This is a genomic window from Nocardioides sp. (assembly GCF_024509035.1).
Taxonomy (GTDB): domain Bacteria; phylum Actinomycetota; class Actinomycetes; order Propionibacteriales; family Nocardioidaceae; genus Nocardioides.
The window spans coordinates 24,123-36,410 of sequence record NZ_JANINT010000132.1 but is presented as its reverse complement, the minus strand read 5'-3'; the positions used below and the strand labels follow the sequence as shown (position 1 = coordinate 36,410).

At 70.5% G+C, this 12,288-nt stretch carries 12 protein-coding genes; 5 read left to right on the top strand and 7 right to left on the bottom strand.

Features of this window, described 5'->3' with window-relative positions:
* The 3 genes from Q0L15_RS10850 to Q0L15_RS10840 all read right to left on the bottom strand — a co-directional run.
* A partial coding sequence (locus Q0L15_RS10850) for a thiolase domain-containing protein (protein ID WP_296604279.1) occupies positions 1–1,148 on the bottom strand: 1,148 nt, incomplete at its 3' end.
* A complete protein-coding gene (locus Q0L15_RS10845) occupies positions 1,148–2,215 on the bottom strand; it encodes a thiolase domain-containing protein (protein ID WP_296604278.1) in 1,068 nt (355 codons plus the stop codon). The genes Q0L15_RS10845 and Q0L15_RS10850, both read right to left, overlap by 1 nt.
* Before the next feature lie 30 nt (positions 2,216–2,245).
* Positions 2,246–3,220, bottom strand: a complete 975-nt coding sequence (locus tag Q0L15_RS10840) for a Zn-ribbon domain-containing OB-fold protein (protein WP_296604276.1) — start codon at positions 3,218–3,220, stop codon at positions 2,246–2,248.
* A 67-nt stretch (positions 3,221–3,287) separates the two neighbouring features.
* Between Q0L15_RS10840 and Q0L15_RS10835 the strand changes: the two genes are divergently transcribed.
* Positions 3,288–4,331: an LLM class F420-dependent oxidoreductase gene (locus Q0L15_RS10835; RefSeq protein WP_296604275.1), complete on the top strand. Its 1,044-nt coding sequence runs from the start codon at positions 3,288–3,290 to the stop codon at positions 4,329–4,331.
* A 106-nt stretch (positions 4,332–4,437) separates the two neighbouring features.
* Positions 4,438–5,178 carry an endonuclease/exonuclease/phosphatase family protein gene (locus Q0L15_RS10830; RefSeq protein ID WP_296604274.1) on the top strand — a complete coding sequence of 247 codons (741 nt, stop codon included), beginning with the start codon at positions 4,438–4,440 and terminating at the stop codon, positions 5,176–5,178.
* A gap of 36 nt (positions 5,179–5,214) precedes the next feature.
* On the opposite strand, the gene Q0L15_RS10825 is transcribed toward Q0L15_RS10830, so the two are convergent.
* Genes Q0L15_RS10825 through Q0L15_RS10815 form a run of 3 tightly spaced genes read right to left on the bottom strand, consistent with a single transcriptional unit; the run spans position 5,215 to position 6,889 of the window.
* Positions 5,215–5,979 (bottom strand): ABC transporter permease, encoded by a 765-nt coding sequence (locus tag Q0L15_RS10825; protein WP_296604284.1) that lies wholly within the window; start codon positions 5,977–5,979, stop codon positions 5,215–5,217.
* A gap of 5 nt (positions 5,980–5,984) precedes the next feature.
* On the bottom strand, positions 5,985–6,479 hold the full coding sequence (locus tag Q0L15_RS10820) for a hypothetical protein (protein ID WP_366939567.1): 495 nt from the start codon (positions 6,477–6,479) through the stop codon (positions 5,985–5,987).
* Positions 6,455–6,889: an ATP-binding cassette domain-containing protein gene (locus tag Q0L15_RS10815; protein ID WP_296604273.1), complete on the bottom strand. Its 435-nt coding sequence runs from the start codon at positions 6,887–6,889 to the stop codon at positions 6,455–6,457. Before Q0L15_RS10815 ends, Q0L15_RS10820 begins: the two co-directional genes overlap by 25 nt.
* Positions 6,890–6,989: 100 nt before the next feature.
* On the opposite strand from Q0L15_RS10815, the gene fadD8 reads away from it, so the two are divergent.
* The gene (gene fadD8 / locus Q0L15_RS10810; protein ID WP_296604272.1) at positions 6,990–8,618 is read left to right on the top strand and encodes a fatty-acid--CoA ligase FadD8; all 1,629 of its coding nucleotides are present in this window, start codon (positions 6,990–6,992) and stop codon (positions 8,616–8,618) included.
* Between the two features lie 3 nt (positions 8,619–8,621).
* Here fadD8 and Q0L15_RS10805 read toward each other — a convergent pair whose 3' ends face one another.
* Entirely contained in the window at positions 8,622–9,893 is a 1,272-nt protein-coding gene (locus Q0L15_RS10805; protein ID WP_296604271.1) for an endo-1,4-beta-xylanase, read from the bottom strand.
* Between the two features lie 107 nt (positions 9,894–10,000).
* On the opposite strand from Q0L15_RS10805, the gene Q0L15_RS10800 reads away from it, so the two are divergent.
* Both Q0L15_RS10800 and Q0L15_RS10795 read left to right on the top strand, forming a co-directional pair.
* Complete coding sequence (locus tag Q0L15_RS10800) at positions 10,001–11,302, top strand: extracellular solute-binding protein (RefSeq protein ID WP_296604270.1); 1,302 nt, start codon at positions 10,001–10,003, stop codon at positions 11,300–11,302.
* Between the two features lie 25 nt (positions 11,303–11,327).
* Positions 11,328–12,284 (top strand): carbohydrate ABC transporter permease, encoded by a 957-nt coding sequence (locus Q0L15_RS10795; RefSeq protein WP_296604269.1) that lies wholly within the window; start codon positions 11,328–11,330, stop codon positions 12,282–12,284.
* Positions 12,285–12,288 lie beyond the last annotated feature (4 nt).

Here is a 12,288-nt window from a genome sequence, read left to right as displayed (position 1 = left end):
GACCCCACGACCCACATCGCGAAGAACTGCGAGCCGCCGCCATAGGCGTGGCCGAGGGCGCGCCGGGCACCGTCCACCTGGTGCTCACCGGCGGCGCCGCGCACCTGGAGCGCGGCCTCGCCGAAGCGCAGCATCCCGGACGCGCCGATCGGGTTGGAGGAGAGCACCCCGCCTGAGCAGTTCACCGGGATCGTGCCGTCCATCGCCGTGGCGCCGGACTCGGTGAGCCGCCAGCCGCCGCCGTTCTCCTCGGCGAAGCCCAGCGACTCCAGCCACATCGGCTCGAACCACGAGAACGGGACGTAGATCTCGGCCGCGTCGATCTCCTCGAGGGGGTTGGTGATGCCGGCCTGCTTCCACAGCGCGGCCGCCGCGTCGCGGGAGGCCTGCGGGTTGACCTGGTCGCGCTCGGCCGCCGTCGTCGCCTCCGAGCGCATCACGGTGCCGTGGATCCACGCGGGGTTCGGTGAGGCGGCGGCGACGTCCTCGGAGACGATCACCAGCGCGCAGGCGCCGTCTGAGGACGGGCAGGTCTCGTCGTAGCGGATCGGGTCCCACAACATCTGCGAGGCGAGCACGGACTCCACCGTGGTGTCCGGGTTCTTCAGGTGCGCGTAGGGGTTCTTCAGTGCGTTCTGCCGGTCCTTGGCCGCGACGATCGCGCCGACGTGCGTCGGAGCCTCCGAGCGCCGGATGTAGGAGCGCACGTGCGGTGCGAAGTAGCCGCCGGCGCCGGCGTGCACCGGCATGTTGAACGGCAGCGGCACCGAGAGCGCCCACATCGCGTTGGACTCCGACTGCTTCTCGTAGGCGACGGTGAGCACCTTCTTGTGCACGCCCGCCTGCACGAGCGAGGACGCGACGATCGCGGTCGAGCCGCCGACCGAGCCCGCGGTGTGGACGCGCAGCAGCGGCTTGCCCGCGGCACCGAGCGCCTCGGCGAGGAAGAGCTCGGGCATCATCACGCCCTCGAACAGGTCGGGCGCCTTGCCGACGACGATCGCGTCGATCTCGTCGAGGCTCATGTTCGCGTCCAGGAGTGCGCGGTCGATGGCTTCGCGGCACAGGCCGGCCATCGAGACGTCCTCGCGCTTGGCGCGGTGGTGGGTCTGGCCGACGCCGACCACCGCGGCAGGCTGCTTGCCCATCAGTTCGTCGTCCCTTCGGTAGTGGAGCCGAGCACGCAGAGGAGGTTCTGCTGCAGGGCGGGTCCCGACGTCGCGTGCGCGACCGCCTTGGACGTCTCGCCGGACCAGATCCGGGCGGCCGCCTCGCCGACCCGGATGCCGCCGCCCGAGAACATCGGGTTGCCGGTCAGCGCGCCGCCCGAGGGGTTGACGCGTACGTCGTCGGCCAGGCCCAGCTCGCGGCGCAGGATCAGCTCCTGGTGGCTGAACGGCGCGTGCAGCTCGGCCACCTCCACGCCGTCCAGGTCGACCGCGGCAGCCGCTCGGGCGGCGGACGGCGCCCGGGTCAGGTCGCGGGTGCCCATGCTCATCGGGTCGATGTAGTGGGAGATGCCACCGATCCACGCCGGCCGGTCGCGCACCTTCCGGGCCTTGTCTCCCGCGGCGAGGACGAGCGCTGCCGCACCGTCGGTCACCGGCGCGCAGTCGTGCTTGCGCAGCGGGTCGGCGTACATCGGCTTGGCGAGCAGCTCCTCGACCGACGAGCCCCCCTTGCGGATCGCGTACTCGTTCTTCTCCGCGTCGGTCAGCGACCGGTTGGCGACCTCGGCCATCGCGCGCTCGTCCCAGACGCCGGCGTCGATCCCGGCGCGCGCCTGCAGCCCCGCGAGGGAGACCGTGTCGGGCCACAGCGGCGTCATCGTGTACGGGTCGAGCTGCAGCGCGAGGGTGCGGCGCAGCACGCCGGCCGAGGACTTGCCGAACGCGTAGACCAACGCCGTGTCGACCTCGCCGGTCTGGATCTTCAACCAGGCCTCGTACATCGCCCAGGCCAGGTCCATCTCCACGTGCGACTCGTTCACCGGCGGGATCACGCCGATCGCGTCGACGGCTTGGACGAACGAGAACGACCGACCCGCCAGGTAGTCCGACGATCCGGAGCACCAGAACCCGATGTCGCGGCGGGTCCACCCGGTCTGCTCGTAGCACTCCGCGAACAGCGGGACCAGCAGCTCCACGCAGGTCGGCGACCCGTCGAACTCCGCCATCTGTCGCTGGGCGAAGCCCACAACCGCAACGTCTCTCATCATCTGCCTCTCAGTTCCAGCGGGTCCGGGTCAGAGGTGGTGCCGATAGGACTCGTAGTCGGCGTCGGGCTCGCCGGTCGGCTCGAAGTGGTCGATGTTCTCCAGCGAGTAGGTCCACTCCTCGCGGGGCTTCCACACCGCCTTGACCCGCATGCCCATCCGCACCTCCTCGGCGGGGACGCCGAGGATCAGGTGCAGCACCGCGATGTCGGCGCCGTCGAGCAGGACGTACGCCGAGACGTACGGCGGGGTGATCTTCTGGCCGAGGAACGGCACGTTGACCACGCAGAACGTCGTGATCGTGCCGGTCTGCGACACCTCGACCTCCTCGGCCGTCGGCGTGCCGTCGGACGGGCAGGCGCTGCGCGGCGGGACGTACACCTTCTGGCACGACGGGCAGCGCTGCCCGACGATGCGGCCCTCGTTGAGCCCGCGGTAGAACGCCGACTCCTCGGGGCTGGCGGCGTAGAGGTAGTCCAGGGACACGGGCGTGATGACGCCGGTGACGCCGTCGCCCGTGGTCGAGCCGGCGTCGGTGGTCGAGCTCGTCGAGACCCCCGCAGCCTCCGCGCCCTCCGGCTCGAAGCACGCGATGTCGGTGATCGCGCCGACCCGCTCCTCGGCCCAGCGGACCTGGACGCGCATCCCGCTGGAGACCTGCTCGGGCGAGGCGACGTCGAGCGCGTGCAGCAGGGGGGCGTCGGCGCCGTCGAGGGCGACCAGGGCCCAGGCGAACGGCCGGTCGAAGGGCTGGCCCTTCACCGGCTCGGGCACCCACGTCCACGAGGTGACCGTGCCTGTCGAGGCGACCTCGACGAAGTCGGTCACCGGCTCGTGCGTCACCGGGTCGTACTCCGGCGGCGGCACGACGACCGTGCCGTCGGAGGTGCGGGCGCCGACGACGGTGGCGTCGCGCAGTCCGGTCAGGAACCGTCCGAGGACCGGTCCCGTGGAGCGGGTGTAGTCGAACGCTACGGTGACCGGTGCTGACAGTGTTCGTGTCATGGTCCGAAAGTAGAACACGTTCTAGGATCGGGCAAGCATCGTGTCCATCGCCACGAAGGAGAGACCCATGAAGCTCGGACTGCAGCTCGGCTACTGGGGGGCCCAGCCCCCGCAGGGAGTCGGTGAGCTCGTCGCCGCCGCGGAGGACGCGGGCTTCGACGCCATCTTCTCGGCCGAGGCCTGGGGGAGCGATGCGTTCACGCCGCTGGCCTGGTGGGGGCGGGAGACCTCCCGCATCAAGCTCGGTACGTCGATCGTGCAGATGTCCGGGCGGGCGCCGACCTCGATCGCGATGCACGTGCTGACGCTCGACCACCTCTCGGGTGGGCGTGTGATCCTCGGCATGGGCGTCAGCGGGCCGCAGGTCGTCGAGGGCTGGTACGGCCAGCCGTTCGCCAAGCCGCTGGCCAGGACCCGTGAGGTCGTCGACATCATCCGCAAGGTGCTCGCCCGTGAGGCGCCGGTGACCAACGACGGCCCGCACTACCCACTGCCGTTCCAGGGTGAGGGCTCGGTCGGCCTCGGCAAGCCGCTCAAGCCGATCGTGCACCCGCTGCGCGCCGACGTCCCGATCTGGCTGGGCGCCGAGGGACCCAAGAACGTCGCCCAGACCGCCGAGATCGCCGACGGCTGGATCCCGATCTTCTACACGCCCAAGTCGGCCGGCATGTACCAGCCGTGGCTCGACGAGGGCTTCGCACGACCCGGCGCCCGCCGTACCCGCGCCGACTTCGAGATCGCCGCGACGTGCCACCTCCAGGTCGTCGCGAACGCCGAGGAGAAGGCGGCGGTCCTCGACGCGATGCGTCCGTTCGTCTCGCTGTACATGGGCGGGATGGGCGCCAAGGAGGCGAACTTCCACAACCAGGTCTTCGTCCGGATGGGCTACGAGGACCTCGCGGCGGAGGTCCAGAAGCTCTACCTGGCGGGGGAGAAGGACCGCGCGACCTCGCTCATCCCCGACGAGCTGGTCGACGACATGCACATCATCGGCACCGCCGGCGAGGTCAAGGAGAAGGTCGCGCAGTGGGAGGAGACCGGCGTGACCACGCTGCTCCTCAGCTGCCGCTCGGCCGACGAGGTGCGCTCGGTGGCGGAGCTGCTCGCCTGACGCGCGGCGGTCGCGGGGGCCTGCCTCAGGAACACGTGGGCCCTGCCGATGGTGGGGGTGTCTCGGGCGCGACGACGCGCCGCACCTCCACCACCCGAAGGTCCCCGTGTCACGTCTCGTCGCCGCCCTGTCCCTCGTCCTCCTCGCCACCGGCGCGCTGCTGAGTGCACCGACCGCGACCGCCGAGCAGGCGTCCGGGGCCACGTCCTTCACGTTCGGCACCCACAACAGCCATCGGGGCACGGCGCGGTTCGCCGGCTTCGCGGACATCATCTGCTGGCAGGAGGTCGCGCTGCCGGACTCCAAGCGCAAGCTGGTCGCCAACCTCTCGGGCTACGACCAGTACATGGAGCCGGGCCTGCCGGGGCAGGTGCCGATCTCCTGGCGCAGTGATCGCTTCACCCTGGTCGAGGGCAGCTCCACCCAGGCCGCGTCGCGTGTGAAGAGCTACTCCCCGCCGCGCTACGTCGCCCGCGCCGTGCTCATCGACAACGTCACCGGACGTGACGTCGCGGTCTACAACACGCACATGGTGCAGGGCGCCTGGAACGACCGCCGCAAGCCGTTCAAGCAGATGCGGCAGAAGAACTGGCGCAAGCACGCGCGCGTCCTGCGCCGCGAGCTGCGACAGGCCGACCCCACCATCCCCGTCCTCGCCTGTGGGGACTTCAACCGGGTGGCCTACCTCGACCTGCCCGGCCTGAAGCCGATCCGGCGCGAGGGCGGTCGGACGGGCATCGACCACCTCTACGCCGACACCCGGGGTGTGCGAGCCACTCGCGCGTGGACGACCGGCAACGCCGGCTCCGACCACCCCCGACTGGTCACGACGATCACCCTGCGCTGACCCTCGGACCCTGCGCCGCCCGCTCGCCGGGCCGCGTCAGTCCCAGCGGAAGAGCCAGAGCGCAGGGATCGCCGCGGCGACGGCGTACGCCGCGAGCACGGCGAGGCCGGTCCCGTTCCAGCCGAAGCCGAACCACGGGTCCTGCAGCGCGTCGACCAACGGACCGAGTGGCAGTGCGGCGCCGACCTCGCGCAGCCCGGCGGGCAGGACCGCCCGGGGTGGCGAGGTCCCGGAGATGAGCCAGAGCGCGAAGAACAGCAGGAGTCCGATCCCCTGGGCCGAGCGACTCGTCCGCAGGACGCTCGCCAGCAGGAGACCGATCGCGCCGAACGCGGCGGTCCCCACCAGCAGCGCGACGACGACACCGAGCACGTCCTCGGGCAGCTTCGTGCCGTAGGCGATCCGGGCGACGACGGCCATCACGACGGCACCGGCTCCGAACGTCAGCAGGGCGATCGTGAGCTGCGAGCACACGAGCGCCGTCTTCGAGACGGACGACGCGCGGAAGCGGCGCAGGATGCCCCGCTCGCGGTAGCCGGCCAGGGTGATGGGCAGGGTCATCAGCCCGAGCGCAGCGATGATCGCAGCCACGGACGCGGCCGTGTAGTACGTCGCGGGGGTCGCTCCACGCCACACGAGCATGCCGTTCTCCATGTCGCGGGCGTCGGCCTCGTCGCTGCCGAAGACGGCCGCGAGCAGCAGCATCATCATCAGCGGGAAGACCAGCACGAACACCACGGAGAAGGGCTCGCGGAGGAGCAGTCGGAGCTCGGTGCTCGTCATCGTCAGGTAGCCGCGCATCGCGATCACTCCCGCAGCTCTCGGCCGGTGAGGGCGAGGAACGCGTCCTCGACCGTGGGGCGGTCCACCCGGAGGTCGAGCGGCCTGATGCCGCGCGCCACGAGCTCGGCGGCGACCAGGGCCAGCAGCGGACCGGTGCCCCGGACCTCGACGGTGTCGCCACGCCACGACATCGAGCCGACCCCGGGGACGTTCGCCAGCCAGTCCAGCTCCTGCCCGCTCGCGGTGAACCGGACGATCGAGGGCAGTCCCAGGCCGTCGATGAGCCCCTGGGGGGTGTCGACCGCCACCACCCGTCCGCCGTCCACCACCGCCACCCGGTCGCACAGGTGCTCGGCCTCGTCCATGAAGTGCGTCACCAGCACGACCGTCGTACCGCCCTCGCGGATCTCGCGGATCAGGTCCCACGTCGCACGCCGCGCCTGCGGGTTGAGCCCCTGGGTCAGCTCGTCGAGGAACACCAGCTCGGGCGAGTTCACGAAGGCGAGCGCGATGAACAGGCGCTGGCGCTGGCCACCCGGGAGGCTGTCGAAGCTCTGGCCACGCTGACCTCCAGGCGCCAGCGCCGCAGGAGCTCGTCGCGGCCGACCGGGTGGTCCGCGAAGGCGGCGAAGAGCCGGATGGCCTCCGCGACCCTCAGCCGGCCCGGCAGCGAGGAGGCCTGCAGCTGCGAGCCCACGCGCTGGCGCAGCTGCCCGCCCTGGGTCGCCGGGTCGAGCCCGAGGACCCGGATCGTCCCGGAGTCGGGGCGGCGCAGGCCCTGGGCACACTCGACCGTCGTCGTCTTGCCCGCGCCGTTCGGCCCGAGGATCCCGAAGATCTCACCCGCCTCGACCTCGAACGAGACGTCGTCGACGGCCACGGTCCGGCGGTAGGACTTGTGCAGGTGATCGACCACGACCACGCCCATGGCGCCAGCAAACCGCTGACCGGCCAGGAGCGCCAGTGGCGAACGGCCCGGGTCGGACCGAGGATTGCCCGAAGCTAGAACACGTTCTAGTCTCGGGCCCATGCGCGACGACACCCACGCCATGCGAGTCGGGACCCACAACGGCCACCTGATGGTGGCCGCCCTCAAGCGGCACCGGCGGCAGCCGGTCATGCACCTGGGGGACACCACGCTCACCGGCGGGGAGACCGCCGAGCGGATCAGCCAGTACGTGCAGGCGTACGAGTCGCTCGGCGCCGGCCGCGGCACCGCCGGTGCGCTGCTCGCGCTCAACCGGCCCGAGGTGCTCTTCATCCTCGGTGCCGGGCAGACCCAGGGATACCGGCGTACGTCACTCCACCCGCTCGGCTCGCTCGAGGACCACGCCTACGTCATCAACGACGCCGAGATCACCGCGATCACCATCGACCCGGTGCCGATGTTCGTCGAGCGCGCGCTGGGGCTGCTCGAGCGCTGCCCCAAGCTCGAGAAGGTCCTCACGATCGGTCCCGTGCCCGAGGAGCTCAGCCACGTCGGGTCCGACCTCAACGCGGCCGCGGCGTCCTTCGACCCGGTGCCGCTCGAGGCGGTGACGCTGGAGCCCGACCACATCGTGTCGATCACCTACACCGGGGGCACGACCGGCAAGCCCAAGGGCGTGATCGGCACCTCCCGCCAGATGCACACGATGACGCAGATCCAGATGGCCGAGTGGGAGTGGCCCGAGTCCCCGCGGTTCCTCATGTGCACACCGCTCTCGCACGCCGGCGCGGCGTTCTTCGTGCCGACCGTCCTCAAGGGCGGGTGCCTCTACGTGCTCGCGAAGTTCGACCCGGCCGAGGTGCTGCGCACGATCGAGGAGCAGCGCATCACCGCCACGATGCTGGTGCCCTCGATGCTCTACGCGCTCATGGATCACCCGGACTCGCAGACCCGGGACCTCTCCTCCCTCGAGACGGTCTACTACGGCGCCTCCGCGATCAACCCGGTGCGGCTGAAGGAGGCCATCGACCGGTTCGGGCCGATCTTCGCGCAGTACTACGGGCAGTCCGAGGCGCCGATGGCGATCACCTACCTGGCCAAGGACGACCACGCTGCGGCGTTGAGGGAGGGGGGCGACGAGCGCCGGCTCGCCTCCTGCGGGCGGCCCTCGGCGTTCATCCGCACGGCGCTGCTCGGCGAGGACGGTACGCCGGTGCCGGTCGGTGAGCCGGGGGAGATCTGCGTCGCCGGGCCGCTGCTGGCCGGCGGCTACTGGAACCGTCCCGACGAGACCGCCGAGACCTTCCGCGACGGCTGGATGCACACCGGTGACGTTGCGCGCGAGGACGAGGACGGGTTCTGGTACATCGTCGACCGCACCAAGGACATGATCGTCACCGGTGGCTTCAACGTCTTCCCGCGCGAGGTCGAGGACGTCGTCGCTGCGCACCCGGCCGTCGCCCAGGTCGGGGTGATCGGCACCCCTCACGAGAAGTTCGGGGAGGCCGTGACCGCGATCGTCGTGCTCCGCTCCGACGCCGCGCGCGACGAGGAGTCGATCGCGCGGATGACGACCGAGATCCAGGACATGGTCAAGGAGCGCAAGGGCTCCGTGCAGGCACCCAAGCAGGTCATCGTCGCCGACGCGCTGCCGCTCACGGCGCTGGGCAAGCCCGACAAGAAGGCCCTCCGCGCGCAGTACTGGACCGGGGACCGCGCCGTCGGCTGAGCCCTATGCCAGCGTGGCCTGCACCAACGGCGTGTCGCGCTCGAGGGCGAAGGTCGCGGTCGAGGCGCCGCTGTCCACGGCGTAGTCGCCCCACCAGCCCTCGACCGTGATCCGCCCCGCCCCGTCGGTGCGCATCGGGGTGGGGGAGAGCCACCACTCGTCCTTGACCAGCGCACGCAAGGCGTCGTACGCCGGCTTCGGCGTGCCGTCGGCGCGCACCAGCCCGGCCGGCGCGCCGAGCCAGGCACCCCGGTCGGTGATCCCCCAGTAGTTGACCGCCTCGACGGCCGGGTGGGCCAGCAGGGTGCGGTAGTGGCGGACCACCTCGTCGGCCTGTCGCTCCTCGCCCTCGGGGGTGGAGGGCCACGACGAGGGCTGGAAGTCGTTGAGGTCCTCGATCTCCGGCGGCATGAGGTCACCGGAGAGCAGCGTGGTCTCGGTCATCTGCAGCGGCAGCCCGTAGCGCGCGAACCGCTCGAGGGTGGCCCAGGTCCGCTCCTCGCCCCAGTAGCCCTGGTGCATGTGGCTCTGGAGGCCGATCGCGTCCACCTGGATGCCCGCCTCGAGCACGCCCTCGATGAGACACTCGTAGGCGGTGGACATGTCGAAGTCATTGAGCACGAGCCGCACTCCGGCGCCGACGCCTCGTGCTTCCTCGAAGGCCAGTCGGACCGTGGGGATCCGGCCGATCCGCCGGCACAGCCGGGTCACGGCGTTCTGGCGCTCCTCGTTGTCGAACACCGGCATGATCACGACCTCGTTGATCGCGTCCCAGGTGTCGATGAGGCCCGCGAACGCCCCCACCTCGCGTCGGACCCGCGCTCGGACGACTGACTCGACCTCGTCGTCCGGGCGGTCGCGCAGCCAGCCGGGGGCCAGCGTGTGCCACACGAGCGGGTGGCCCTTGAGGGAGACGCCGCGCTCGCGGAACCACCGGGCCGCCGCGAGCAACCGCTCGGTGTCGGGCCGGCCCTCCGCGGGCTCGAAGCCGGCCCAGTAGAACGGGAGGGTGGCGGTGTTGAACACGTCGAGCCACAGCTCGACCAGCCGCTCGGCGGACTCGCGGTCGGCACCGCCGAAGACGTGCGGCCCGTCGGCTGCGATGCCCACCTGTGCGGCCGCGAGGTCGACGAAGTCGAAGCCGATGTTGCCGAAGGCGAACGCGTGGCGGACCTGCCGGACCATGACGTCGGCGTCCGCGAGCGGGGCGCCGTCGGGGCCGCGCAGCGTGACGACCGTGGAGTGGGAGCGGTGGGAGGACGAGAGCGTGATCACGTCGAAATCGTTATCGATAACGATTGACATGCGCAAGGGGTAGTGGGAGGTTGCGTTGTGTGTGACGGACGTCCCACAGAGGCCGTGGGCAAACGGAAGGGTTCCCAATGAGGCGGAAGACTCGTAGCGCAGCGGTTGCTGCGCTCTGTGCCGGCGCGTTGATGTTCGCGTCGGCGTGTGGCAGCGACAGCGACGGGGGTGACTCGTCGAGCAAGGGTGGTGACACCACGATCACGTGGTGGCACAACTCGAACAACGAGCCCGGTAAGGGCTACTACGAGCAGGTGGCCAAGGACTTCGAGGCCGACAACCCGGGCGTGAAGGTCGAGATCACCGCCATGGCCCACGAGGACATGGTCGACAAGCTCGCCGCCGCCTTCCAGAGCGGTGACATGCCCGACATCTACATGGAGCGTGGCGGCGGCGAGCTCGCCGACCACGTCGAGGCCGGGCTGGTCCGCGACATCTCCGACGACGCTGCTGACGAGATCGCGAAGATCGGCGGCTCCGTCGCCGGCTGGCAGAACGACGGCAAGACCTACGCTCTCCCGTTCTCGATGGGCGTCGTGGGCTTCTGGTACAACACCGACCTGTTCGAGAAGGCCGGCATCACCGCGCCCCCGACCACGATGACCGAGCTCTACGACGTCATCGCCAAGCTCAAGGCTGCCGACATCACCCCGATCTCGGTGGGTGCGGGCGACAAGTGGCCGGCCGCGCACTACTGGTACTACACCGCGCTGCGCTCGTGCTCCGAGGACGTCCTGAAGGGCGCCGTCACGAGCCTCGACTTCAGCGACCCGTGCTTCGTCAAGGCCGGCGAGGTCGTCGAGGACCTGCTCAAGACCGAGCCGTTCAACCCCGGCTTCCTGAGCACCCCGGCGCAGGAGGGCGCGACCTCCGCGTCCGGCCTGCTCGCCACGGGCAAGGTGGCCATGGAGATGCAGGGCCACTGGGAGCCCGGTGTCATGCAGGGCCTGACCGATGACGGCAAGGGCCTGGGCGACAAGACCGCCTGGTTCCCGTTCCCGGCCGTCGAGGGTGGCGCGGGTGACCCCGCAGCACAGCTCGGTGGTGGCGACGCGTGGGCCGTGTCCGAGGGCGCGCCCGACCAGGCCGTCGACCTCGTGAAGTACCTGCTCTCCGACGAGGTCCAGATCGGCTTCGCCGAGAACGACATGGGTCTGCCGACCAACCCGGCGGCGTCCGGCTCCGTCAAGGACCCGGCCCTGGCCGGCCTGCTCGAGGTCCGCGACGCGGCGCCGTTCATCCAGCTGTACTTCGACACCGCCTTCGGCCAGTCCGTGGGTGGGGCGATGAACGACGAGATCGCGCTGCTGTTCGCCGGCAAGGCTTCGCCGCAGGACGTCGTGGACGCCACCCAGACGGCAGCCGACGAGGCGAAGTGAGCTGACTGTGGCAAACGAGGGCGCCGTGTCTGCGGCACCCGCGCACGCGGAGGTCACCCGGCGCGCGACAGCGCGCCGGGTGACCCCCCGGCAGGAAGGGCCCTGGCGGCAACGCCTGGAGATCGCGCTCTTCGTGACGCCGGCGTTGACCCTGATGGCGGTCTTCGTCGTCTGGCCGATCGCCTCCGCGGTGCGGATGTCGTTCTACCGTTGGAAGGGCTTCGGCCCGATGGACGACTTCGTGGGGTGGCGCAACTACGACCGCGTCCTGCACGACCAGGTCTTCACCGACGCGATCATGCACAACTTCACGATCGTGATCCTGTCCATCCTCGTGCAGCTGCCGCTCGGGCTGGCGGTGGCGCTGTTGCTCAACCGCAAGATCCGGTTCCGCGGCGTGCTCCGCACGGTCGTCTTCGTGCCGTACGTCCTGGCCGAGGTGATCGCGGGTGTGGTCTGGTTCCAGCTGCTCCAGCCCGAGTCCGGTGTGGTGGACGGGATCATCTCGGGGATCGGTCTGACACCACCCGAGCAGGGCTTCCTCGGCACGCCGGACCTCGCGTTGTGGACCGTGTTCGTGGTCCTCACCTGGAAGTACCTCGGCCTCGCGATCCTGCTGTTCATGGCGGGCCTGCAGGGCGTGCCGGACGAGCTCTACGAGGCCGCCCAGCTCGACGGTGCCACCTGGTGGCAGACCCAGCGACGCATCGCGATCCCGCTGCTCGGCCCGACGATCCGGACCTGGGCGTTCTTGTCGATGATCGGGTCGATCCAGCTCTTCGACATGGTGTGGATCCTGACGGGCGGCGGTCCCGCGAACGCCACGACGACGATGGCCACCTACCTGATCAACCAAGGCACCGGGCGCTACAACTACGGCATCGCTGGGGCGGCGTCGGTGGTGCTGTTCGTCATCGGATTCGTGATGGCGCTGGCCTACCAGACGTTCGTGCTCCGGCGCGACACCCAGACCGAAGGGTGAGGTG

Excerpts from the sequence above, each read along its gene's own strand:
- Q0L15_RS10840 (WP_296604276.1), bottom strand. The coding sequence starts at position 3,220 with ATGACACGAACACTGTCAGCACCGGTCACCGTAGCGTTCGACTACACC.
- Q0L15_RS10825 (WP_296604284.1), bottom strand. The coding sequence starts at position 5,979 with ATGCGCGGCTACCTGACGATGACGAGCACCGAGCTCCGACTGCTCCTC.
- Q0L15_RS10845 (WP_296604278.1), bottom strand. The coding sequence starts at position 2,215 with ATGAGAGACGTTGCGGTTGTGGGCTTCGCCCAGCGACAGATGGCGGAG.
- Q0L15_RS10800 (WP_296604270.1), top strand. The coding sequence starts at position 10,001 with ATGAGGCGGAAGACTCGTAGCGCAGCGGTTGCTGCGCTCTGTGCCGGC.
- Q0L15_RS10835 (WP_296604275.1), top strand. The coding sequence starts at position 3,288 with ATGAAGCTCGGACTGCAGCTCGGCTACTGGGGGGCCCAGCCCCCGCAG.
- Q0L15_RS10815 (WP_296604273.1), bottom strand. The coding sequence starts at position 6,889 with ATGGGCGTGGTCGTGGTCGATCACCTGCACAAGTCCTACCGCCGGACC.
- fadD8 (WP_296604272.1), top strand. The coding sequence starts at position 6,990 with ATGCGCGACGACACCCACGCCATGCGAGTCGGGACCCACAACGGCCAC.